This window comes from Aggregatibacter segnis ATCC 33393 (assembly GCF_000185305.1).
GTDB lineage: Bacteria > Pseudomonadota > Gammaproteobacteria > Enterobacterales > Pasteurellaceae > Aggregatibacter > Aggregatibacter segnis.
The window spans coordinates 1,257,013-1,281,860 of sequence record NZ_GL622200.1 but is presented as its reverse complement, the minus strand read 5'-3'; the positions used below and the strand labels follow the sequence as shown (position 1 = coordinate 1,281,860).

Sequence of the window (24,848 nt, the reverse complement as noted above, 5' to 3'; positions counted from 1 at the left end):
CTTGCTCAATGGAATGTAGGGATTATTTGGGCAGAAAAAGGAGAGCAGGAAAAGGAGGTTGCTGCGTATAAGGCGATTTACCGGGAAGATTCTCCAAAACTTTTTGCTCTGGCTCAATGGAATTTAGCTAAAGTTTGGGCTGATAACGGCAAATGGAAGAAATCGGTAAATACTCTTCTAAATATAAAAAGAAGTGATTCCCAACATGTGTATTCAAGAATTACAGAAATATTACTTAATGGTTTTATTCCTGAATTAATTAAGAAGGGACACCGTGCTGGCAAGTTTGTTAATAATATTTTTGAAAGAGTAAAGTTTGATTATCGTCATGATATTTTAAAATTTATTTTTAAAAGTAAAGATATTCATCTTTTAAAGATATTGGACCGTGTTACAGAAATATTAAATGAACTAAAGATAGAAAATTTGGCGAGTGAGGATTTTGAGAAAAATATAGCACATTATACTCGACCATTAATTGGCTTTTCTTTATTAAATCCTACTGAGGAAAAAAGTTCATCTAAATTTAGATTGAGTACGATTAAAGGGGTGAATGATCCTACGGAGGGCACCATTTTAAAGGATTTCTTAAACTATGGTAAAAAAACTGAAGATGATTTAATCACATTTATTAGTTGTTTTACATTTAACCACGACAGCCTTAATCAATTTAGATTGTATGGGAAAGAAAAGGGACAAGAGGCTTCAGGGATTAGTTTGGTGTTTGAGAGAGATAAATTTTTTAATCAAGAGGTGAGTGCTTTCAATACGTTAAGTTATCAAAATGTGCCTTTTAAAACGGAGGTATTTCTTGATAATAAAAAAATTGATGAAAAGCAGGGAGAGAGTAATAAGCTTAACCCTATATTGGTTTCTAAACTACCCCTTTACCGTTGCATTTATTTAGAGTCCTATTCAGATAATAAACCTTTTTATTTACAACTTGCTCAAAGAGAGGAGCTGACATTTTATAGAGAAGATGAAAGGTTAACACCTTCTACCCGCTGGAAAAAATATAAAGAACAAATAGATCAAATTGAGAGTAATGTTAAGATGAAACTTACGGAGATAAAAGAAGAAATTTCAAAATTATCTTCAGATGAGAAAACCCATGAAATTTTAGATAAAATTCTTTTGCCATTAAGATATTTAGTGAAACATTCGGCTTTTAAAGAAGAACAGGAGTGTCGTATTATTTACATTGCTAATATTTGTGATGATAAAATTCAAATGAATCCGGAACAGGGACAAATGTATGTTGAATACGAACAGGATGTAAAAAAGGCAATTCATAAAATATATCTTTCCTCGGGTTCTGAGAAGTATAAGGATCATTTTAGAAAGCTGCTCAATGATGAAAAAGGAAATATGGTGATGAGTTCAACGAATCCTTTTAGAGTAAAATCTTCTTAGCTTTTTGTACATTTAAAGCACCTTATTTTCCCCAAGGTGCTTCTCTCCCCACCCAACAATCCTCTTGCCCTTCCTCAGCAAAATAGATAGACTGAACTCCGTTATTAGTCGGGGTGCTTTGTGCTGAGATCATACCCGTGAACCTGATACAGTTAATACTGACGTAGGAAACTAACGAGAAAATCACACTTCCTTTCTTTTTCTCCACATCTTCTTCATTCGTCATTATTGCTGATTATCTTTTTTCATTAAAAAAGGAACAATGATGCAATATGCGTTTTGTCGTTCTGTGCCGGTAAATGGCGGAGGACGTTATGAGTAAAGTCGCTCAAGCGTTGACCATAGCCGGTTCGGATAGCGGTGGTGGCGCCGGAATTCAGGCAGATTTAAAAACCTTTCAAATGCGTGGTGTGTTTGGTACCTCGGTGATTACGGCCGTCACGGCGCAAAACACCTTAGGCGTCTTTGATATTCACACCATCCCCCTTCAAACTATTCAAAGCCAGCTGAAAGCGATTGCTGATGATTTCACGATTAGCGCCTTTAAAATCGGTATGTTAGGCACAGCAGAGATTATCGAATGTGTCGCTGAGGCATTAAATCAGTATCACTTCGGCACGTTGGTGTTAGATCCTGTTATGATCGCCAAAGGCGGTGCACCCTTGTTACAACAAAGAGCGGTCGATTCTTTGAATACATTTTTATTGCCGTTGGCGGATGTGATTACGCCAAACTTGCCGGAAGCCAAGGCGCTGACAGGCGTGGAGGTCATTGATGACCAAACGGCGCAACACGCGGCGCAAATTTTGCAGGCGCGTGGTGTGAAAACCGTGGTGATTAAAGGCGGACACAGCGCGCATTCACAAAGTGCGGTGTGTCGCGATTGGGTGTTTACCCCTAACGCGCAATTTACTTTAGAAAGCCCACGTTATGCGACAGCGCAAACGCATGGCACGGGTTGTACGTTCTCCGCCTGTATGACGGCAGAACTCGCCAAAGGCGCTTCTGTGGAACAGGCGATTAAAACAGCAAAAGACTACATTACGGCGGCAATCAGCCATCCGTTAAATATCGGTCATGGACATGGGCCGACCAATCATTGGGCTTATCAAGACAAGGCATAATTCATACTGAGGAACAGACACATGAAAAAAACAACGTTAATTTTGACCGCACTTTCTTTATGCGCCGGCACCGTATTGGCGAATCATCATGAAGAAACCGTGAATATTTATACTTACGATTCTTTTACGTCTGATTGGGGGGCTGGCCCGAAAGTGAAGCAGGCATTTGAACAGCAATTTCCGCTTTGCAAGGTGAATTATGTGCCGTTTGAAAGCGGTGGTACGTTGTTTAATCGTGTGCGTTTAGAAGGCCATAAAACCAAAGCGGATATCGTGTTGGGCTTAGATAATTTTGTGTTGGATGAAGCAAAAAAAAGTCATTTATTTGATGCGAATAACGTGGATTTAAGCAAACTTTCTTTACCAAACCAATGGACGGATAACACGTTCTTGCCTTACGATTTCGGCACTTACGCCTTTGTCTATGACAAAAATAAAGTGAAAAATCCGCCGAAAAGCCTGAAAGAATTAGTAGAGCGGGAAGATTTACGTGTGATCTATCAAGATCCGCGCACTAGTAGCGTGGGACGTGGTTTATTAGTGTGGATGAATACGGTTTATTCAGCAGACCAAGTGGCGCAAGCCTGGCAACAACTTGCTAAACACACAGTTACGGTGGGCAAGGGCTGGTCTGACACTTACGGCGCATTCCTGAAAGGGGAGGCGGATGTCGTATTAAGTTACACCACTTCGCCGTTATATCACCAATTATTTGAAAATAAAGAGAATTATGCGGCAACCACGTTTGCTGAAGGCAATGTGATGCAAGTGGAATTGGCGGCGCGAATCGCAGAACATAAAAATCAATGTGCTGATCACTTCATGGATTTTTTGGTGACACCGGAAGCGCAAAAACAGATTGTCACGGCAAACGTGATGTTCCCGGTGATCCAAGCGCCGGTTGAACCGCACTTTGATGCCCTAAAAGAAAATGTGTTGAAGCAGTCTTTCTTGAATACCTCCAATGTTAGCCCGGAAATGTTGCGGAGTTGGATTCATCAATGGCAAACCACATTAACTAAATAATTTGAACGATGTTTTGGTTGTCTCGTTCATTGTTTACCCGCTTATTTTTTTCTAGCCCGCAATTCCGCCCGCGTCATTATGTGGGCGGAGTTAGTGTTATTTTGCTGATTTCGTTGCTTTATGGCTTTGCCATGCGTGCCGTGTTAGCGCAGGGCACTGAATTTCAGTGGCAACAGTTCTTTGCCGATCGCTATTTGCATCACGTTATCGCGTTTAGCTTCGGACAAGCGTTGCTTTCCGCATTGTTATCCCTGTTCTTCGGCGTGCTACTCGCTCGCGCTTTTTATTATGTGGAATTTGTCGGTAAAGCCTTTTTGCTGAAGATCATGTCGCTGACTTTTGTGTTGCCGGTGTTGGTGGCGATTTTCGGCTTAATTGGCATTTATGGCGCCTCCGGTTGGATTGCACAACTCTTGCATTTTTTTGACCGCACTTGGACGGGCAGCATTTACGGCTTGTCGGGGATTTTAATTGCGCATCTTTTCTTTAACATTCCGCTGGCAACCAAACTGTTTTTACAAAGTTTGGAAAGCATTCCTTATGAACAGCATCAGTTGGCGGCACAACTGAATATTCGTGGTTGGCGTTTTGTGCGATTGGTGGAATGGCATGTGCTGCGTCGGCAGATGTTGCCGACTTTCAGCTTGATTTTTATGCTCTGTTTTACCAGTTTTACGGTGGTGCTCACCTTGGGTGGTGGGCCGCAATATACCACGCTAGAAACAGCGATTTATCAGGCGATTTTATTTGAATTTGATTTGCCGAAAGCGGCAGTGTTTGCCTTATTGCAGTTTGTGTTTTGTTTGCTGCTATTTACGTTTAGTAGTCTGTTCAATAACACTTCACAAACCACATTAAGCAGCCCGTATCGTTGGCTGAGCCCATCGAAAAGTGCGGTCAAATTTTTCCATGTTTTTTTGCTCGGCGTTTTTGTGTGTTTTATGTTGTCGCCGTTGTTAAATATTTTGTTTAGCGCACTGACATCAGGCAAATGGCTGACGGCGTGGCACAATCCGCAACTGTGGAAAGCCTTAACCTACTCTTTAACTATTGCGCCTGCGTCCGCTTTACTGGCGTTGCTCATGGCGGTGGCATTGTTGTTATTATCACGTCGTTTGCAATGGCTGTATTATGTAAAAACAGCGCAATTTATTCTCAATGCCGGAATGGTGATTTTGGCAATTCCCATTTTGGTATTGGCGATGGGGTTATTTTTATTGTTGCGTGACGTGGATTTTAGCAACGCCCATTTATTTGCCATTGTCGTTGCGTGTAACGCCTTGAGCGCCATGCCTTTCGTACTGCGCATTTTAACTGAACCATTCAATAACAATATGTTGTATTACGAACGTTTGTGTAACTCCCTTGGGATTGTCGGCTGGCAACGTTTTCGTCTGATTGAATGGCATTCACTTCGTACACCGATAAACTATGCGCTTGCTTTGGCATTTGCCCTTTCCTTAGGGGATTTCACGGCGATTGCGTTGTTCGGCAACCAAGAATTTACCTCGTTACCCCATTTGTTATATCAACAATTAGGCAGTTATCGTCACCAAGAGGCCGCTGTCACTGCCGGTATTTTGCTGTTATTATGCGGCGCTATTTTCGCCTTAATTGAACATCAAAAGGAACAACATGATTCGCTTAGATAACGTATTTTTAGCTGATGATGCACTGCCGATGACGTTTGATTTGCAGGTGGCGGCAGGGGAGCGTATTGCCATTGTTGGGCCAAGCGGTGCGGGTAAAAGTACGTTGTTAAATTTAATTGCCGGTTTCGTATTGCCGACACAAGGCAATATTTGGTTAAACGGTGAAAACCATACGCGTAGCGCGCCGTATGAGCGACCTGTGTCCATGTTGTTTCAAGAGAACAATTTATTTCCTCATTTAACCGTGCAACAAAATTTGGCATTGGGCTTAAAAACAAGCTTAAAATTGACCGCACTTGAGCAAGATCAGATCGAACGGGTTGCTGATGCTGTAGGATTAACATCCTTTTTATCCCGCCTGCCAAACAGTTTGTCGGGCGGACAAAAACAACGGGTCGCATTGGCGCGTTGTTTGTTGCGTGATAAACCGATTTTATTGTTGGACGAACCATTTTCTGCGCTCGATCCGGAATTGAGAATGGAAATGCTCAATTTGATTGATGAACTTTGCCACAGTAAAAAGCTGACGTTGTTGCTTGTAACGCACCAACCATCAGAACTGACGGGCAAAGTGGATCGCATGCTTCGTATTGAAAATGGTCGGATAAGCCTGCAAGAAAAATGCGCTTAAAATGCACCGCACTTTTTATTTACTTTGTTTTACTTAAGGAGACCTATGTCAACTAGTACCTTACAAATTTACTCCATCACACCGCATCCAACCGCAGAATATTGGTCGGTGTGCAAAGTAGAAGCGTTGTTTGAAACCCCATTTTTAGATTTAATTTATCGTGCGGCACAAGTTCATCGCAAAAACTTTAACCCACGCGCCATTCAGCTTTCTACCTTAATGTCGATTAAAACCGGCGGTTGTCCGGAGGATTGTGGTTATTGTCCGCAATCAGCGCGTTACCATACAGGCGTCCAAAATCAAGAGTTATTAAACGTGGAAGACATCGTGGCGAAAGCTAAAATCGCGAAAGCGCGAGGTGCAGGTCGTTTCTGTATGGGCGCCGCATGGCGTGGACCGAAACCGAAAGACATCGCCAAAGTGACAGAAATCATCAAGGCGGTAAAAGCGCTTGGTATGGAAACTTGCGGTACTTTTGGCTTATTGCAAGATGGCATGGCGGAAGAATTAAAAGACGCGGGCTTGGATTACTACAACCACAACCTAGACACCGCACCGGAACATTACAGCGAAGTGATTGGTACACGTCGTTTTGATGATCGTATCAGTACCTTAGGCAAAGTGCGTAAAGCCGGCTTGAAAGTCTGTTGCGGCGGGATTGTGGGCATGAATGAAACCCGCAAAGAACGCGCAGGACTTATTGCCAGCTTGGCGAATTTGGATCCGCAACCGGAATCCGTGCCAATCAATCAATTAGTGAAAATCGAAGGTACACCGCTTGCTGACGCAGAAGAACTAGATTGGACAGAATTTGTGCGCACCATTGCCGTAGCACGCATTACCATGCCAAACAGTTACGTCCGTCTATCCGCCGGTCGTCAAGGCATGAGCGAAGAAATGCAAGCAATGTGTTTCATGGCGGGGGCTAACTCCATTTTCTACGGCGACAAACTGCTTGTGACGGGTAACCCGGAAGAAGACGGCGACCGTTTATTGATGGAAAAACTCGATTTAGAGCCGGAAACGGAAGAAAACAAGCATCTGCGTTGATGGTTAATTGAAACATATAAAAAAGCCACTTTGGCGTCAAAGTGGCTTTTTTGTTTATGGATTTTTGTGGTATTTGAAATTACTTCAATTGTACTTTAATTGCCTCAGCAACGAATTCTGCTTCAGGACCAAGGATAACTTGTAACCCGTCGTTGCCGAGTTTGACATTACCTTTGGAGCCGAGGGATTTAAGTTGTGCTTCGTCAATTTTGCTACGATCCGCTAAGGTTAAACGTAAGCGAGTGATACAAGCGTCAACAGTTTTTAAGTTATCGGCACCGCCTAAAGCGTCGATAAATTTAACCGCTCTTTCTTCACGAGAATGATTGTGTTCGCTTTGTTCTTCTTTTGGCTCTTCAGCTTCTTCGGTACGACCGATGGTTTTTAAGTTGAAGGCTTGGATAGCAAAGCGGAAAACGATGTAGTAAATGGTGAAGAAGACTAAGCCTTGTACTAATAACATGTACCAGTCAACGGCTAATGGGTTGCGTGAAGATAACACCATATCCACTAAACCTGCGCTGAAGCCGAAGCCCGCAATCCAGTGCATACTCGCCGCGATAAACACGGAAATACCGGTTAATAGGGCGTGTAACACATAAAGAATCGGTGCCACGAACATGAAGGAGAATTCAAGCGGTTCGGTGATACCGGTGAAGAAGGAAGCAAATGCACCCGCCAACATGATGGAAGCAACTTTTACTTTTTGGCTTGGTTTTGCACATTGGTAAATTGCTAATGCGGCACCCGGTAAACCGAACATCATGACCGGGAAGAAACCGGCTTGATACATACCGGTCACACCCACAGTGGCAGTGCCTTCAGCGATGGATTTTGCACCACCTAAGAAGTTAGGAATGTCGTTAATGCCTGCTACGTCAAACCAGAATACAGAGTTTAACGCGTGGTGTAAGCCAACCGGAATTAATAGACGGTTGAAGAAACCGTAAATACCGGCACCTACGGCGCCTAAATCTTTGATGGATTCACCGAAAGAAACTAATGCGTTGAAGATATAAGGCCATACATAAAGCAGAATGAAAGAAAGCGCAATCATGGCAAAGGAGACCACGATTGGGACTAAACGTTTTCCGCTGAAGAAGGACAGCGCTTTCGGCAACTCTACTTGATAGAAACGGTTGTAAAGTTCTGCAGAAAGCACACCGATTAAGATCCCGATAAATTGGTTATTGATTTTACCGAAAGCGGCAGGCACTTGGCTTGGATCAAGATGTTGTAATTGTGCCACGCCACCCGGTGCGAGTAGGGTAGTTACAACATAGTAACCGACTAAACCGGAAAGAGCGGCTGAACCGTGTTTGTCTTTGGATAAACCGAAAGCAACACCCACGGCAAATAATAAGCCCATGTTGTCGATGATGGCAGCACCGGATTTGATCAGCAATGCGGCAAGTTGGCTATTCGCCCCCCAACCGTCCGGGTCTAGCCAGTAGCCGATCCCCATTAGTACGGCGGCTGCCGGTAATACGGCAACCGGCACCATTAAGGCTTGCCCGATTTTTTGGGCATAACTGAGAATACTCATAAGAACTCCTTTAATTTATTGATTCCATAAAATAATTTTTTTAGGCCTGTGTAGCATAGCGCAATCAGATTTCTTTTTTCAAATGAAAAGGCGTGTATTTGTGAAGTTATCACAGCACTGTTGGCGTTGTGCTAAGCAGGTTAAAAACAAAATAACGGATCAAGCGTACTTAATCCGTTAAATTGATACTAAAAGAAGATTATTCTACTTTTAATTGTTTGCCGTCATAGCTCATGGTTTGAACAGATGTTAATGCTTTGCCGCCTTCTGTTTCACCGCCGATGAGCAATACTTTGTTGTCATAAGACACGGCAACACCGTAACCGATACCTGCAGGTAATTCACCGACAATTTTCCATTTACCGTTGTTAAGGGTGTAAATGTCTTTATGCCATGCTTTGCTCAAACCTTTGTGAGCATGGAGCATGCCTTCTTTGAATTGTTTTACAGAACCTGGGAAGTTTGCACCGCCGGTGACTAAGTAATGACCGTGGCTGTAACCTGCCATCGCACCTGCTAAACCATCTTGGCTTTGACCTTTTGGTGCCGGTAAATCAGGTAAGTTTTTCCATTGAACGCCTTTCGCAGTGAATTTACCGGAATGGGTTTCTGCCGTACGCAAGCCCGGTTTGATTTCACCGTTCACGACAACTAAATCATCACCTTGAATGGTAAATGCTGCACCGGCACGACCGGAGAATGGTACGCGACCTTCATTGCGCCATTTGTTGGTAGATGGCTCATAGCTTAACAATTCGGTTGTGAAGAAATAGTCTTCCGGACGTTGTTCAAAATATGCTTTGGCAATTTCGTCTTTTTTCGCCTTGTCTTCACCTGCAGCAACAGTGTCTTGGAAGAAACCGTTGAAAATAGACAAGTTAGAACCGCCCACGATATATACTTTATCACCGTGTGATGCGCCGGTAGAGCCTACTAAACCGCGTGGTGAGCGGGTTGGTAGTTTGCTCCAAGTATTATCAGCCGGGTTATAGCTGTAAGCATCGTTGACTAATTGTAATTCGCCTTTTTCATTTTTTTGTAATCCGCCGAATACATATAATTTGCCGTCAACGGCAGCTGCCACCGGTTGGTTACGGTCACCGCCCGGGAATGCAGCAATTTCTTTCCATTGCGCGTTCGGTGTTTTTAAATCTAACGCATAGAATTTGTCACCGCCTGTACCTAAGCCCACATAAACAGTATCGCCAATTAACGCACCGGCACCGCTTTTAATACCTACCGGTAAGTCAGGATAAGCAGCAGCTTGCGCTGTCGCAGCAAAAGTGGTTGCAGCAAAGAAAAGAGCAGCTAATGTTGTTTTTTGAAATTTCATAATAAACCTCGTTTTTGAGTTATTTGTTTGCTATTCGTAAACGGCTTGAATAGGTTTTTATGTTTTGAAATTACTGATGCTTAGACAGGTTTAGCAATCGTAATTTCTCTGGGTAAGCAAAGTGCGGTTGAAATTTACTGCGTTTTGCAACCGCACTTTTAGGTTCCTAAGGTATTAACAAATTCGGGATGAATGTGATGATACTTGGGAAAATGGTAATTAATACCAAGGTCACGAAAATCGGGATTAAGAATGGTAATACGCCTTTCGTTACTGTGGACACGGACATGTTACCCACGCGTGCGACCACGAATAACGCCATACCCATCGGTGGGGTTAAGATACCGATCATCATGTTCAAGGTTGTCATAACACCGAAGAACACAAGGTCGATACCGAATTGCATGGCGATTGGAATTAACATTGGCAATACAAGGAATTGTAATGCTAAGGCGTCAATGAACATACCGAGGAACAATAACAAGGCATTGATCATGACTAACACCATTAACGGAGAATCCGCCACAGCAACGAAGACGTCTGCAATACGCATTGCCACTTGTTCACGTGCGATCATGTCACCGAAGAAGGTTACGGTCATAATCATTAATGCAACAACACCGGTAATGGACATGGCTTCCACGCAGCTGTTGAAGAGCATTTTCAAAGTTAATTCTTTATACACGAATTTACCGATAATGACGGAGTAGGCAGCTGCAACCACCGCAGATTCTGTCGGGCTGAATAAACCGGAGAAGATACCGCCGATAATCAAAATTGGAGTTAAAATTGCCCAGAATGCTCTTTTGAATGATGTGCAAAGTTCTTCACGGGTCGCTTTTGGTGTTCTTGGATAACCACGTTTTTTGGAGATGTAGTAGTTCATTGCCATGAGAGCGATGGTGACTAATACCCCCGGTACGAAGCCGGCAATAAAGAGTTTTGCAATGGATTCGTTCGCGATAACACCGTAAATGATCATGGCAATACTTGGTGGAACCAATGGACCGATGATACAAGAGGCTGCAGTGATACCGCCGCAGATGTCATCGTCATAGCCTGCATCACGCATGGCTTTGATTTCCAATTGACCTAAACCACCCGCATCGGCAAGTGCAGAACCGGACATACCGGAGAATAGCAAGCTTGCACCGATATTAACGTGTCCCATACCGCCGGTGTAGTGGCCAAGCAAGGCTTTGGCAAAGTTAAAGATACGTTCGGTGATACCGCCGGTGTTCATTAAAATCCCGGTAAGAATATAGAACGGCACAGCAAGGAGTGGGAAGCTATTTAAACTCATGGTGAGTTTTTCAGAGGCCGCATTTACCACGTTCCAACGGGTCATGGAGAAGTAGAGTAGGGTAGTGATAAATAATGACCAACCTACCGGCACGCCTAAGAACATGATGACTAACCAGAAGAGCAATGCCACATAGACCGCATTGGAACCAAATTTGACATATTCGGTTACGCGTAGGACTTTGTACCAGTCAGGGGCAAGGAATAAAACGCCTAATAAAACGACCGCACTTACGATAAAGAAGGTTGCCGGTAAATAGCTTTTGTTTTGTTTGAAGTTGTCTGCTTGCGCTTGGAAGAAGCGAACGAGCATCAATACGGCAATGATTGGTAAGGAGGCATAGATCCATTTTTCAGAAATACCGCCTAACGCATCAATCGGGAAACTGGCACCTAAATAGGTTTTGATACCAAAGTGGATAAAGAAAATCACACCGAGGAAAATCACGATTTGTACGAATGTATTGGTGATTTTTTTGACTGCCGGTGGCATTAAGTTAGTCAAGAAGTCGATATAAACGTGCTCTTGTTTTCTGACGGCAACGCTAATGCCGAGCATACCGACATAAACGAACAGCAATTTGGCAAGTTCTTCACTCCAAATTAATGGGGAGTGGAAAGCTTGTCTGAATAGAATTTGCAAAACAAGAATGCAGAATATCACGAGGAATAATGCCCCACCGATCCATTCTTCGAGTTTATTAAAGATTTTCATATTCAACTCCGTTGAATAATAAAGGAGAGAAAAAGCGTGCCTGCCGAAACAGGCACACGAATAAGAGAATTATTTGCTTACAGCTTGAATTTGTTTAAGTGCTTCTTCGCCTTTCGTACCGGTTTGTTTTACAAAGTCAGCATAGAAAGGTTTCATTGCTTCTTTGAATGGAGTGAGATCCGGATATGTTACGGTTACACCTTGTTTTTCAAAGAAAGTTACTAATTCTTTTTCACCGTCAACGAATAATTTGGTGTGGTATTCTGCGGCTTTTTGTGCTGCATCACGAACAACTTTTTGTAAGTCAGCTGGTAAGTCAGCAAAGGTTTCGTTACTTACAAGATAAAGTTGGTCGTTTAAAATGTGGTTGGTCATTGCCAAGTATTTTTGCACTTCATAGAATTTTTGTGCTTGAACGGTTGCCAATGGGTTTTCTTGACCGTCAACGGAATTCGTTTGTAATGCTAGATACACTTCGGAGAATGCCATTGGTGTTGGAGATGCACCCACATATTTTGCGTACGCCAAGTTAGTTGCCGCGTTTGGTACGCGTAATTTTAAGCCTTTCATGTCGGCAATGCTGTTGATTGCACGGTTAGAGGTGGTTTGGCGTGTACCGTTATAGGCTTGGGATAATAAGGTTAAGCCTAAATCTTTGTTCATTTTTTGGATTAAGTCTTTACCGAATGCAGTGTCAAATAAAGCTTTTTGTGCCACGCTGTAGTCACTGATAACGTAAGGTAAAGCAAACACAGCCGCTTCAGGATAGAACAATTGGAAACGTGCAGATTCAGCAAAAGTGAAGTCTAACGCACCGTCTTTTAATTGTTTTAACATGGCGCGGTCGTCACCTAATTGAGAACTTGGATAAAGTGAAATTTCGATTTTGCCGTTAGATTTTTCTTTCACTTCTTTGGCAAACATTTCAGCAGCTTTGTATTCGTTAGAAGACGTACCCGCGTTCATACCAAATTTTAAATCGAAATCTGCAGCGTTTGCAGCAGAGGTCACGCCTAATGCGATTGCAGTGGCAAGGAAAAGTTTTGCTAGTTTCATAAGCTACTCCTGTAATGATAGTAAGTTAATTGATGTTTAAGAACATGGTTAGATTACAACTCGGCATCCATTCTAAAGTAAAAAAATCATTTTCAAATAGATTGTGAAGTTTTATTTCAGAAATGAGAGGTAGATCACATCATTGAAAAAACACTTCAAAAAGATATTTTAAAATGAAGTGTTGTTATCATATAATGCACGATGACAAGAATGACTGCCAAATGCAGCCGCAAATTAATAGGAGTTTTTATGTCATTCACTCAACACAAATTATCCCACCAAGAGGTTTTTGCCAAAATTCAAAATGGATTGATTGCGTCCTGCCAACCGGTCGATGATGGCCCGATGGATAAGCCGGAAATTGTTGCCGCGATGGCGCAGGCTTCTGTTGTCGGTGGAGCGGCTGGACTGCGTATTGAAGGCGTGGACAACTTGAAAGCAACGCGTCCAACAGTCAATGTGCCGATTATCGGTATTGTAAAACGCGATTTGCCGGACAGCCCGGTGCGTATCACGCCGTTTTTACAAGACATTGAAGATTTAGCGCATGCCGGTGCGGATATCATTGCCGTGGATGGCACCCATCGTCCGCGTCCTGTTGATATTGAAAGTGCGGTCAAAAAAATTCATGAAATGGGCTGTCTTGCCATGGCGGATTGCTCCAATTTAGAAGAAGGGTTGTACTGCCAAAAATTAGGCTTTGATATTGTGGGTAGCACCATGTCAGGCTACACAGGTGGTGCTGTACCGGATGAACCGGACTATCAATTAGTCAAAGATTTGAAAGCCGCAGGCTGCAAAGTTATGGCGGAAGGACGTTACAACTCGCCGGAACTTGCTAAAACAGCTATTGAGATCGGTGCTGATTTCGTGACCGTAGGATCTGCGTTAACCCGTTTAGAACATATCGTGAGCTGGTTCTCAAGTGCGGTTAATTCTGCAAATAAATAATTAAGAGGGGAAACATGATGCGTTGCTTAGCCTTAGATATCGGCGGAACTAAAATCGCCTCAGCCATTGTGTCAGGGAACCACGTGACACAACGTCAACAAATCCACACACCGCAAGAAAATGTGGTGGAGGCAATGCATCAAACGCTCGCACAATTACTTTCGGATTATGCGGGGCAATTCGATTATGTTGCGGTTGCCTCCACAGGCATCATCAATAAAGGAATATTGACCGCACTTAATCCGAAAAATTTAGGCGGACTGGCTTATTTCCCTCTAAAACAAAGCATTTCTCAGCATACATCAAAGCCCGTGTATTTATTGAATGATGCGCAGGCTGCGACTTATGCGGAATATCAACTGCAAGATAAAAATAACCTTCAAAACTTTGCTTTTATTACCGTCTCTACGGGCGTAGGTGGCGGGTTAATTTTAAACCACCAATTACTCACTGAACCGAACGGCATTGCCGGTCATATTGGACATACTGTTGCGGATCCAAATGGTCCTGTGTGCGGTTGTGGTCGAGTTGGTTGTGTGGAAGCCATCGCATCAGGACGTGCCATTGAAGCGGTTTCTAAACAATGGGACGATCTTTGCGATCCAAAAGAAGTCTTTGCCCGTTTTAGAAAAATGGATGAAAAAGCTACCGCACTTGTGTCTCGTTCAGCAAAAGCGATTGCCAATTTAGTGGCGGATTTAGTGATTGGTATGGACGTACAACATGTGGTGATTGGCGGTAGCGTTGGGTTGGCTGAAGGCTATTTGCCTTTGGTGAAACAGTATTTGGCGCAAATGCCGGAAATTTATCGTTGTCCGTTGGATGCGGCTCAATTAGGGCAAGATGCCGGACTTATCGGCGCGGCTGCATGGGCACTTACTCAAATCAATCGTTAGGAGCATTTATGGCAAAAAACGGCAGTGTACTGAATACCATTAGCTCTTTGTACCAGAGTTTAACGAAGACGGAGAAGAAAATCGCAGACGCCATTAACCGCTCGCCGGATATCGTCATGCGACACTCTTTAGCCGAGTTGGCGTCTTACTTAGATGTCGGCGAAGCCACTTTCGTGCGTTTTTGTCGTACTCTTGGCTTTCGTGGGTTTAGTGATTTCAAATTAGAGTTTTCTATTGAAGTTGCGAAAACACAAGGGGGCAAAGACAACAGTTTATTGGATACGGAAGTCACGGCAGATGATGATCCGGTGAAAATTGCACGTAAATTGCAGTCCGTGATTAATACGGTAATGGATGAAACCATTGATTTGCTGGATCTGAATCAGCTGGAGTTAGTGGTACGTTTCATTCGACGTGCGAATCGTGTTTTTATTTTCGGTGTCGGCACCTCCGGGGTGACAGCGGAAGATGCTAAAAATAAATTTATGCGTATCGGCATTCCGGTCGATGCCAGCGGTAACAATCATTTTATGTATATGCAAGCGGCATTGTTACAACGCAATGATGTGGCGATTGGCATCAGCCATTCCGGCTATTCGCAAGAAACAGCGCATGCGTTAAAAATTGCCAAAGATAATGGTGCAACGACAGTGGCATTGACCCACAGTATGCGTTCGCCTTTGACCGAACATGCAGATTTTGTGTTGGTTAACGGCAATAAGCAAGGAAAGCTGCAAGGCGATTCCATCGGTACGAAAATTTCTCAATTGTTTGTCTTGGATTTGATTTATGCGTTGATAGTCCAAGCCGAGCAAGAAAAAGCGACCCAGACAAAAGAGAAAACCCTTAATGTTATTTTAGAACAACGTATTAAATACTAAACAGGAGAAAACAATGCGTGATTTAAAAGGTATTTTCAGTGCGTTATTAGTGTCATTTAATGAAGATGGCTCTATTAATGAAAAAGGCTTACGCCAAATTATTCGCCACAATATCGACAAAATGAAAGTCAATGGTTTGTATGTGGGTGGTTCTACCGGTGAAAACTTCATGCTTTCTACCGAAGAGAAAAAACAAATCTTCCGTATTGCGAAAGATGAAGCAAAAGACCAAGTGGCGTTAATCGCACAAGTGGGTAGCGTGAATTTACACGAAGCGGTGGAATTAGGTAAATATGCCACTGAATTAGGCTATGACTGCCTTTCTGCGGTAACCCCGTTCTACTACAAATTCAGCTTCCCTGAAATTAAACACTACTACGACACCATCATTGCCGAAACCGGTAACAACATGATCGTTTACTCCATTCCGTTCTTAACCGGCGTAAACATGGGCGTAGAACAATTCGGCGAGCTTTACAAAAACCCGAAAGTGCTTGGCGTGAAATTTACCGCAGGTGACTTCTACTTATTAGAACGTTTACAAAAAGCGTATCCAAACCACTTAATTTGGGCCGGCTTTGATGAAATGATGTTGCCAGCGGTGGCTTTAGGTGTGGATGGTGCTATTGGTAGTACATTCAACGTGAACGGTGTTCGTGCGAGACAAATTTTTGACTTGACCAAACAAGGCAAACTGGCTGAAGCGCGTGAAATTCAACATGTGACCAACGATTTAATCGAAGGTATCTTAGCGAATGGTTTGTATTTAACCATCAAAGAATTGTTGAAATTGGAAGGTGTGGATGCCGGCTATTGTCGTGAACCAATGACGGCAAAAGCGACCGAAGCACAATTAGCCAAAGCAAAAGAATTAAAAGAGAAATATTTCTAATTTAATGGAAAAAGAGACCGCACTTTTCTGGTGTAGGGACAGGCGTTATGCCTGTCCTAAATTCTCTTTATGACATAAATGGGACAGGCATAACGCCTGTTCCTACAAAATGATTGTAAAGTGCGGTCACAATAAAGGAAGTTTATTATGCGCCTCATCCCTCTACATAACGAACAACAAGTTAGCCGTTGGGCAGCACGTCATATCGTTGACAGAATCAATCGTTTTAATCCCACCGAAGAACGCCCGTTTGTATTGGGTTTACCTACCGGCGGAACACCACTTAAAACTTACCAAGAACTGATCCGCTTAAACCAAGCCGGTGAAGTGAGTTTTAAACATGTGGTCACATTCAACATGGATGAATATGTGGGTCTTCCGAAAGAACATCCGGAAAGCTATCACAGCTTCATGCACAACAATTTTTTTAACCACATTGATATTCAGCCGCAAAACATCAATATTTTGGACGGCAATACGGACGATCATGATGAAGAATGTCGTCGTTACGAAGAAAAAATCAAATCTTACGGAAAAATTCATTTATTTATGGGCGGCGTTGGCGTAGATGGACATATTGCCTTCAATGAACCGGCTTCTTCGTTGAGCTCCCGCACCCGTATTAAAACCCTTACACCGGATACGATTATTGCGAACTCCCGTTTCTTTAATAATGATGTGAACCAAGTGCCAAAATATTCTTTAACCATTGGGGTCGGCACCTTGTTAGACGCAGAAGAAGTGATGATTTTGGCAACAGGGCATTCCAAAGCGCTCGCTGTGCAAGCCGCTGTTGAAGGCGCAGTAAATCACATGTGGACGGTCAGCGCATTGCAATTACATCGCCATTTTGTGTTGGTGTGTGATGAGCCGGCGTTGCAAGAGTTGAAAGTAAAAACCGTGAAATATTTCACCGACTTGGAAAGTCACGCCATTCACAGCGTGTTGTAATGTTTAGCGCAAAAGTGCGGTGAATTTTTAGATTATTTAAAGGTACGATTATGAAATATGCATTAATTAATTCCGTCATTTACACCAAAGATGAAATCCTTCGGGATTATGCGGTGGTCGTGAATGGCGAACACATTGAAGCAGTGATTCCACAAAGCGAATTGGAAAGCGGCATTAAGACCCTTGATTTAGAGGGGCATAACCTCACTGCCGGTTTTATTGACTTGCAATTAAACGGTTGTGGTGGTGTGATGTTCAACGACCAAACCAGTGTAGAAACCTTAGAAATCATGCAAGCGACCAACCTGAAATCCGGCTGCACCAGCTTCTTGCCAACCTTTATTACGGCACCGGATGAGGGCATCAAAAGTGCGGTGAAAGTTATGCGTGAATATTTGAATAAACATAAAAACCAAGCACTGGGTTTGCATATTGAAGGGCCGTATTTGAGCGTAGAGAAAAAAGGCGTACACCGTCCGGAATATATCCGTGAAATTTCACCTGAAATGAAAGATTTCTTGTGTGAAAACGCCGATGTGATCACCAAACTCACCATTGCCGCAGAAAACCCAACCATCAATTACACGCCTGATTTTGTGAAAAGTGGCATCGTGGTGTCAGTCGGTCACTCTAACGCCACCTATGACGTGGCAAAAGCGGCTTTCCGTAAAGGCGCAACTTTCGCAACGCACTTACACAATGCCATGTCGCCGATCAGTTCCGGTCGTGCCATGGGCGTGGTGGGTGCAGTATTGGATTCTGACGTTTACACCGGCATTATCGTGGACGGCGTACATGTGGATTTTGGTAATGTGCGTTTGGATAAAAAAGTGAAAGGCGACAAACTTTGTATTGTGACCGATTCTTTAGCGGCTGCCGGTGCAGGCCCTGAACTAGAAACCTTCACCTTCGTGGGTAAAACCATTTATGTGAAAGAAGGACGTTGCTATGACGGTAACGGCACGATCGCAGGTGCTTCTATCACCATGATGGAATCCATCAAAAATGCGGTGGAATATGTTGAGATTCCTCTTGCCGAAGCGATTCGTATGAGTAACCTTTATCCGGCACGCGCCATCGGTGTCGATGACCGTTTGGGTTCTGTTGAAGCCGGCAAAGTCGCTAACCTTGCGGTCTTCACGAACGATTACCACGTCGTTGGTACTGTCGTGAACGGCGAGTGGAAAGCGAATTAATCATAGCAAGATCATCGTAAGGTGCGTTTATTTGCACCTATAAAATAAAAGTGCGGTGGATTTTCCAAGTGTTTTTAACACCTCAAAAATCCACCGCACTTTTTTTATTTCTCGCTTAATGACAACGGCTACTGAGATTGTTTGACGTTGGCACCGTAATGGTTGGAATAATGTCAATGTTTGGTGAAGAGCAGTTGTTGCATTTCATTTTCGCCATTTGATTGATCACTAATCTGCCCAAAGTTTCGATATGTGCCGGAGAGGCGTTCAGCGCCGGAATGTATTGATAACTTTCACCGCCGTTAGTGATGAAATAGTCTTTATTTTCCTCAGCAATTTCTTCCAAGGTTTCTAAACAATCCACAGCAAAGCCAGGGCAAATCACTGCCACTTTCTTAATGCCCTGTGCTGCAGCGTTAGACAAAAACTCATCGGTATAAGGCTGTAACCATTCTTCTTTACCAAAACGGGATTGGAAGGTTAAACCCCATTGTTTTTCATTTAAGCCCAACCCTTGTGCCACCGCAGCTGCGGTTTGTTGGCAATGTGTGCGGTAGTAATCGCCGGTGTTTTCATAACGTAACGGAATGCCGTGAAAGGAAAACAGTAAAAACTCATCCGCCTTTAATCTCGCTTTGCAAGAATCAATTAACGCGGAAATATAGTTTTGGTTGAGCGGATAGGAATGAATAAAATCAAAGGGCACAATGCCACGTTGTTGTTTCAATGCCTCAGCAAAAGAGTCGAACACGGCTCCTGTTGTGCTACTGCTGTATTGTGGATAGAGCGGAAGTACGATGATGTGTTCCACTTTTTTATCCATTAATTTTTGCACAGCACTTGGCATGGACGGATTACCATAAGTCATACCGATTTCGATTTCCACATCCAGTTGCTGTTGTCGGAAAAAGTCGATTAAGCCTTGCTTTTGTTGTTCGGTGAACACCATTAACGGAGAACCTTGTTCGGTCCAAATAGAACGGTAGTCTTTTGCGACTCGTTTAGAACGCAACGGCAAAATAATGGCTTTAAGTAACGGATACCATTTACAACGTGGCAAATCGACCACGCGGGGATCCGTTAAAAATTGCCATAAATAACGGGAAATATCCTTAGGACTTGGTGAGTCTGGCGTACCTAAATTGGCAAGAATGACGCCGATTTTTAAATTAGTCATGTGTGATAATAGAAAGAGTTAAACGTGAAACGCAGCACAGTTTATCTTGTGCATCTCGAATGTCAATTTGCCAAACCTGTACATTTTTACCTAAACGAATCGGGCTTGATTTAGCGCAAACATAGCCTTGGTTTACAGGGCGTAAATGGCTTGCATTGATCTCTAAACCAACGACAGCCTGATTTGCTTCTACACAGCAAAAACCGGCAGTGGAAGCAACGGTTTCCGCAAGTGCCGCGGAAATGCCACCATGTAAAAATCCCATGGGTTGAGTAGTGCGGTGATCAACCGGCATACGGGCTTCCAGCCAATCATCGCCCTGTGCGGTAAATTCAATGCCTAAATGTGCCACGGCACAGTGTTGGCAGAAGTCATTTAGTTGTTGTAGCGTGAGATGTTTCTTCCAAATGCTCATGGTGTTGTTATTTCAATAAAGTTAATAAGGCTTGTACAGGGTGTTTCGGCTGATAATGGGCGAAACGCTTCACTTGGCTACGACAGGAATAACCGGTTGCTAAGCAGAAGTTCGGATCTTTATTTTGCAGCTTTTTCTCCCATGAGGCTTCATAAATGGCTTTTGACATGTCGATATGCTGGGTTTCGTGCCCGAAAGTGCCTGCCATGCCGCAACAGCCGACACTTTCAACCTGCAACTGCTGGTCGAAAGCGGCAAAAATGTGTTGCCATTCTTTGCCACTGTTTGGCATCGCAGTCGTTTCTGTGCAGTGTGGGAATAAATACCACTGATGCGACTCAAAAGTGCGGTCGGTTTTTTCGGTGTTTTGTGCGGATAACAAGATGCCGTTATCCAACTGTTGCTTGAGCCATTCGTGGGCGGTCAGCACATGGAAATTACCGCGCTCAGCACCAAGAATTTCTTTATATTCGTCACGATACGACAACACAATGGCGGGATCCACACCGACCAAAGGCATACCCAGTTTTGCCATACGATTAAGGAACTCAGCCTGATTTTTTGCGGTTTTGGCAAAACGGGTTAAAAAGCCCTTAATATGTTGTGCTTTGCCGTTGGGTTTAAATGGTAATACCACCGGCTTAAAGCCCAGTTTTTGCGTTAACGCCACAAAATCGGCAACGACTTTGGCATCATAATAAGAAGTAAAAGGATCTTGTACGATAAGCAAAACACGTTGTTTTTCCACCGCACTTAAACTTTCTAATTGCTCTAATGAGGCGTTTTGATGGCCAAGTTGAATGAGTTGTTGTTGCAGATTGGGTGTCGAGAGCAACGGTAAATCCGTCATGCCCAAACATTTTTCTGCCACTTTTTGACTAAATTTAGTCGCTGTAAAATAATTAAAGAGCTTCGCTTGTTTTGCCATTAGCGGCGCAACGTATTCCACATTGGACACCACATAATCTTTGATGGGGCGCAGATAACGTTGGTGGTAAAAATGGAAGAATTTGGCGCGGAAGCTCGGTACATCGATTTTAATCGGACATTGGCTGGCACAGGCTTTACACGCGAGACAAGTATCCATTGCCGCCTTCACTTCATGAGAAAAATCGTATTCGCCACGGTGTTTTTGATAGCTGTTTTGGATTTTATGCACAATATCCGTGAGTTTTACCGTGGATTGCTTGAAATCCAATTGCGCCGGGGTAACTTGCTCGTTCGCTAATAAACGCAACCATTCACGCACCATGGCGGCGCGGCCTTTCGGTGAAAAAATACGATTTTTACTCACTTTCATAGACGGGCACATGGTACTGTGGACATCAAAGTTAAAGCATAGGCCGTTACCGTTACAATTCATGGCTCCGATAAATTCTTCTTTCATTTGAACAGGAATTTGGCGGTCTAAATCGGCTCGCATTGGCGATAAAATGGAATAAAGTGCTTGTTCGCTGTTTAATGGCGTGCAGATTTTCCCTGGATTGAGGCGATTTTGTGGGTCAAATAAGAATTTGATGTAACGTAATTCACGCCATAATTCGGGCGTAAAGAATTTTTCGCCGTATTGCGAGCGCATTCCTTTACCGTGTTCGCCCCAAATTAATCCTCCGTATTTGCGGGTGAGTTCTGCCACTTCGTCAGAAATCTGTTTAAATAATTTGACTTGCTCGGGATCGCACAAATCTAACGCCGGGCGAACGTGTAACACGCCCGCATCCACATGGCCGAACATGCCGTATTGCAGATGATGGCTATCTAATAAAGCGCGAAACTCGGTAATGTAATCCGCTAAATTTTCCGGCGGCACACAAGTGTCTTCCACAAAAGGAATGGGTTTTGCCGCGCCTTTTGCATTGCCAAGCAACCCTACGGCTTTTTTGCGCATGGCATAAATTCGTTCAATAGATGGCAAATGATCGCAAACTTGATAGCCGATAATATGATCTTTGCCTTCAGCAATTTTTTGATCTAATTGTGCACATAACTGCGCCACTTGTTTTTCAATTAATGCCTGATGATTGCCGGCATATTCCACAATATTTAAGCCAAGAATCGGATGTTGTGTGTCTTCTGTTAACAGTTCTTTGACGGAGTGCCAAATAATGTCTTGTTTTGCCAAATTCAGTACTTTGGAATCTACGGTTTCTACAGAAAGTGCATTGGCTTTGACCATAAAAGGCGCGTTGCGCAATGCCGCATCAAAAGAATTGTATTTAATGTTAATTAATGTGCGATGTTGTGGCAGCGGCATTAAATCTAACGTGGCTTCGCAAATAAAAGCAAGTGAGCCTTCAGAACCTGTCAAAATGCGGGTTAAATTGAATTCGCTTAAATCATCGTTAAACACATTTTTTAAATCGTAACCGGTCAGAAAACGGTTCAATTGGGGCAAATCATTCAGGATTTGTGAGCGTTTGTCTTTGCAACGTTGAAAAATCTGTTGATGGATTTTTTTCACATTGGCAGAGAGAGAGCTTTCTTCTGTATAGCGAAAAACGTCGTCAGATTTGACCGCACTTGTCTCTAAAATTTCGCCATTGATGAGCACAGCGCGTAAACCGAGCACGTGGTCGGAGGTTTTCCCGTATTGTAAAGATCCTTGTCCTGACGCATCCGTATTGATCATGCCGCCTAAGGTGGCGCGGTTACTGGTGGAGAGTTCCGGCGAGAAAAATAAACCGTGCGGCTTTAGAAATTGATTAAGCTGATCTTTCACTACGCCGGCTTGCACGCGCACCCAACGTTCTTTTACGTTGAGTTCTAAAATTTTCATCATGTGGCGGGATAGATCAACAATAATGTTATTATTGATAGATTGCCCGTTCGTACCGGTGCCACCACCACGTGGCGTAAACGTCAGCGAAAGGTATTTTTCCTGTTGTGCGAGTTTCGTTAGACGAACCACATCAGCAACGCTTTTCGGAAATAAAATCGCTTGCGGAAGCTGTTGGTAAACGCTGTTGTCGGTAGCGAGGCTAAGACGATCGGCATAATTTGAGGCAATGTCTCCTTCAAAATGTTGCAATCGTAACGCATCTAAATAATCACTGACTAATGGAGAAAGTTGAGGGATATTCGTTAAGCGGGGTAGCATGTTGCACCACTCTATATTGGTTAATGTTTGTTTGGGATTAGGTGGAGTAAAAAGTAACCAAAGTTTAACATAGAAAATCATTTGATAAATATTAAATTTATTGAAGAAATATTGAGATGGGGTTGCAAAATAGACAAAAAGAATGTTTAATTGCTTAAAATTTAAGCAAAAAGAAGTCTATTTGTTTGATTTTATGTTATTTCAGTAGGATAATGCCGCAACTTTTGAGGGGAGTTGGATATTTCTCATCAAAAGAAATAGGAAAACTTCAATCCTATTTGAAACAACATCTTAAGCTAGAAATTGTAAAAAATTTCACTTTTAGAGGTAAACGGTTTAAGATGAAGGTGACACAAGTTCTTGTGTCGGTTTTCAGCTATATCAGCTGATACTTGTTTTAAAATAGATGACTAAATTAAAGAGGATCATCAAAATGAAAAAAACTGCAATCGCATTAGCTATCGCTGGTTTAGCAGCAGCAACAGTAGCACAAGCAGCTCCACAAGCTGACACTTTCTATGCCGGCGCAAAAGCTGGTTGGGCATCTGTACATCACGGTCTTAACCAATTTAAAGATGAACCAGGTCAAACAGTTAGCCGTAACTCTGAAGCTTACGGTGTGTTCGGTGGTTATCAAATCACTGATAACTTGGCTGTTGAAGCAGGTTACGAATATTTCGGTCGTGCTAAAGCTAAAACCAACGGTGAACAACATTTTAGACACACAGCACACGGTACTACTTTAGCACTTAAAGGCAGCTACCCGGTATTAGCTGATTTAGATGTTTATGGTCGTGTTGGTGCAGCATTAATCCGTAGCGATTATAAATTTACTGATGGTAGTGATGTTGAGAAATACCACAACCTAAAAGTATCTCCGGTATTCGCAGCGGGTGTTGAATATGCAATTCTTCCTGAATTAGCATTACGCGCTGAATATCAATGGGTTAGCCGTGTAGGTAACTTAGGCAAAGCTGAAAGAAAAGCTGGTGTTGACTCAGATGTTCGTTATTCCCCAGATATCGGTTCTGTAGCTTTAGGTTTATCTTACCGTTTCGGTCAAGGTGCACCAGTTGTAGCGCCTGAAGTTGTAAACAAAACTTTCAACTTGAACTCTGATGTAACTTTCGCATTCGGCAAAGCTGACTTAAAACCACAAGCACAAGGCGTGTTAGATGGTATCTACGGCGAAATCGCACAAGTTAAGAGTGCAAACGTTAAAGTTGCAGGTTACACAGACCGTATCGGTTCTGACGCTTACAACCAAAAATTATCTCAAAAACGTGCTGAAACTGTAGCTAACTACTTAGTTGCTAAAGGCGTTTCTCAAAACGCTATTTCTGCAACTGGTTACGGTAAAGCAAACCCAGTTACTGGTAACAAATGTGACGCAGTTAAAGGCCGTAAAGCGCTTATCGCTTGCTTAGCTGATGACCGTCGCGTAGAAATCGCAGTTAGCGGTACTAAATAATTAGCATTTTGTTAATTATTTTCAGATAAAGATAAAAAAGACCTAAACCTATGTTTAGGTCTTTTGTTTTTTT

The 24,848-nt window shown here is 43.0% G+C and carries 19 protein-coding genes, 1 pseudogene and 1 riboswitch; of the genes and pseudogenes, 13 read left to right on the top strand and 7 right to left on the bottom strand.

Annotated elements, in window-relative coordinates; genetic code table 11:
* The 6 genes and pseudogenes from HMPREF9064_RS09985 to bioB form a co-directional block, all read left to right on the top strand.
* A pseudogene (locus tag HMPREF9064_RS09985) lies at window positions 1-1,413 on the top strand (DUF2971 domain-containing protein); the annotation flags it as partial.
* A gap of 99 nt (window positions 1,414-1,512) precedes the next feature.
* A riboswitch (TPP riboswitch) is annotated at window positions 1,513-1,600 on the top strand.
* 127 nt (window positions 1,601-1,727) lie between these two features.
* Complete coding sequence (thiD, locus tag HMPREF9064_RS03480; RefSeq protein WP_032997926.1) at window positions 1,728-2,537, top strand: bifunctional hydroxymethylpyrimidine kinase/phosphomethylpyrimidine kinase; 810 nt, start codon at window positions 1,728-1,730, stop codon at window positions 2,535-2,537.
* A gap of 21 nt (window positions 2,538-2,558) precedes the next feature.
* Complete coding sequence (gene thiB, locus HMPREF9064_RS03485) at window positions 2,559-3,563, top strand: thiamine ABC transporter substrate binding subunit (protein WP_006718756.1); 1,005 nt, start codon at window positions 2,559-2,561, stop codon at window positions 3,561-3,563.
* Window positions 3,564-3,571: 8 nt separating this feature from the next.
* Complete coding sequence (gene thiP / locus HMPREF9064_RS03490) at window positions 3,572-5,215, top strand: thiamine/thiamine pyrophosphate ABC transporter permease ThiP (protein WP_006718755.1); 1,644 nt, start codon at window positions 3,572-3,574, stop codon at window positions 5,213-5,215.
* Window positions 5,199-5,846, top strand: a complete 648-nt coding sequence (thiQ, locus tag HMPREF9064_RS03495; protein WP_006718754.1) for a thiamine ABC transporter ATP-binding protein — start codon at window positions 5,199-5,201, stop codon at window positions 5,844-5,846. The genes thiP and thiQ overlap by 17 nt, the downstream gene beginning before the upstream one ends.
* A gap of 45 nt (window positions 5,847-5,891) precedes the next feature.
* The gene (gene bioB / locus HMPREF9064_RS03500) at window positions 5,892-6,896 is read left to right on the top strand and encodes a biotin synthase BioB (RefSeq protein ID WP_006718753.1); all 1,005 of its coding nucleotides are present in this window, start codon (window positions 5,892-5,894) and stop codon (window positions 6,894-6,896) included.
* A 79-nt stretch (window positions 6,897-6,975) separates the two neighbouring features.
* Here the strand turns inward: bioB and nagE are convergent, their stop codons facing one another.
* The 4 genes from nagE to HMPREF9064_RS03520 form a co-directional block, all read right to left on the bottom strand.
* Window positions 6,976-8,442 carry an N-acetylglucosamine-specific PTS transporter subunit IIBC gene (gene nagE, locus HMPREF9064_RS03505; protein WP_006718752.1) on the bottom strand — a complete coding sequence of 489 codons (1,467 nt, stop codon included), beginning with the start codon at window positions 8,440-8,442 and terminating at the stop codon, window positions 6,976-6,978.
* A gap of 199 nt (window positions 8,443-8,641) precedes the next feature.
* Window positions 8,642-9,775 carry an N-acetylneuraminate epimerase gene (locus HMPREF9064_RS03510; protein ID WP_006718751.1) on the bottom strand — a complete coding sequence of 378 codons (1,134 nt, stop codon included), beginning with the start codon at window positions 9,773-9,775 and terminating at the stop codon, window positions 8,642-8,644.
* A 166-nt stretch (window positions 9,776-9,941) separates the two neighbouring features.
* A complete protein-coding gene (locus HMPREF9064_RS03515) occupies window positions 9,942-11,792 on the bottom strand; it encodes a TRAP transporter large permease subunit (protein WP_006718750.1) in 1,851 nt (616 codons plus the stop codon).
* A 69-nt stretch (window positions 11,793-11,861) separates the two neighbouring features.
* Window positions 11,862-12,848 carry a sialic acid TRAP transporter substrate-binding protein SiaP gene (locus tag HMPREF9064_RS03520; protein WP_006718748.1) on the bottom strand — a complete coding sequence of 329 codons (987 nt, stop codon included), beginning with the start codon at window positions 12,846-12,848 and terminating at the stop codon, window positions 11,862-11,864.
* A 249-nt stretch (window positions 12,849-13,097) separates the two neighbouring features.
* Between HMPREF9064_RS03520 and HMPREF9064_RS03525 the strand changes: the two genes are divergently transcribed.
* The 6 genes from HMPREF9064_RS03525 (at window position 13,098) to nagA (ending at window position 18,615) form a co-directional block, all read left to right on the top strand.
* On the top strand, window positions 13,098-13,799 hold the full coding sequence (locus HMPREF9064_RS03525) for an N-acetylmannosamine-6-phosphate 2-epimerase (RefSeq protein ID WP_032997925.1): 702 nt from the start codon (window positions 13,098-13,100) through the stop codon (window positions 13,797-13,799).
* Window positions 13,800-13,816: 17 nt separating this feature from the next.
* The gene (locus tag HMPREF9064_RS03530) at window positions 13,817-14,695 is read left to right on the top strand and encodes an N-acetylmannosamine kinase (protein ID WP_032997924.1); all 879 of its coding nucleotides are present in this window, start codon (window positions 13,817-13,819) and stop codon (window positions 14,693-14,695) included.
* An 8-nt stretch (window positions 14,696-14,703) separates the two neighbouring features.
* On the top strand, window positions 14,704-15,576 hold the full coding sequence (locus HMPREF9064_RS03535) for a MurR/RpiR family transcriptional regulator (RefSeq protein ID WP_032997922.1): 873 nt from the start codon (window positions 14,704-14,706) through the stop codon (window positions 15,574-15,576).
* A 13-nt stretch (window positions 15,577-15,589) separates the two neighbouring features.
* Window positions 15,590-16,468 carry an N-acetylneuraminate lyase gene (gene nanA, locus HMPREF9064_RS03540; protein WP_006718741.1) on the top strand — a complete coding sequence of 293 codons (879 nt, stop codon included), beginning with the start codon at window positions 15,590-15,592 and terminating at the stop codon, window positions 16,466-16,468.
* A 147-nt stretch (window positions 16,469-16,615) separates the two neighbouring features.
* The gene (nagB, locus tag HMPREF9064_RS03545; protein WP_006718739.1) at window positions 16,616-17,419 is read left to right on the top strand and encodes a glucosamine-6-phosphate deaminase; all 804 of its coding nucleotides are present in this window, start codon (window positions 16,616-16,618) and stop codon (window positions 17,417-17,419) included.
* Window positions 17,420-17,469: 50 nt separating this feature from the next.
* A complete protein-coding gene (gene nagA / locus HMPREF9064_RS03550) occupies window positions 17,470-18,615 on the top strand; it encodes an N-acetylglucosamine-6-phosphate deacetylase (protein ID WP_006718737.1) in 1,146 nt (381 codons plus the stop codon).
* A gap of 115 nt (window positions 18,616-18,730) precedes the next feature.
* Here the strand turns inward: nagA and hemH are convergent, their stop codons facing one another.
* The 3 genes from hemH to ydiJ are packed head-to-tail and all read right to left on the bottom strand — an operon-like array spanning window position 18,731 to window position 23,304.
* The gene (gene hemH / locus HMPREF9064_RS03555) at window positions 18,731-19,792 is read right to left on the bottom strand and encodes a ferrochelatase (protein WP_006718735.1); all 1,062 of its coding nucleotides are present in this window, start codon (window positions 19,790-19,792) and stop codon (window positions 18,731-18,733) included.
* Window positions 19,785-20,207, bottom strand: a complete 423-nt coding sequence (locus HMPREF9064_RS03560) for a hotdog fold thioesterase (RefSeq protein ID WP_006718733.1) — start codon at window positions 20,205-20,207, stop codon at window positions 19,785-19,787. The genes hemH and HMPREF9064_RS03560 overlap by 8 nt, the downstream gene beginning before the upstream one ends.
* A gap of 7 nt (window positions 20,208-20,214) precedes the next feature.
* Window positions 20,215-23,304 (bottom strand): D-2-hydroxyglutarate dehydrogenase YdiJ, encoded by a 3,090-nt coding sequence (gene ydiJ / locus HMPREF9064_RS03565; protein ID WP_032997921.1) that lies wholly within the window; start codon window positions 23,302-23,304, stop codon window positions 20,215-20,217.
* 433 nt (window positions 23,305-23,737) lie between these two features.
* Between ydiJ and ompA the strand changes: the two genes are divergently transcribed.
* On the top strand, window positions 23,738-24,775 hold the full coding sequence (gene ompA / locus HMPREF9064_RS03570; RefSeq protein WP_032997919.1) for a porin OmpA: 1,038 nt from the start codon (window positions 23,738-23,740) through the stop codon (window positions 24,773-24,775).
* The last annotated feature ends 73 nt before the right edge of the window (window positions 24,776-24,848 follow it).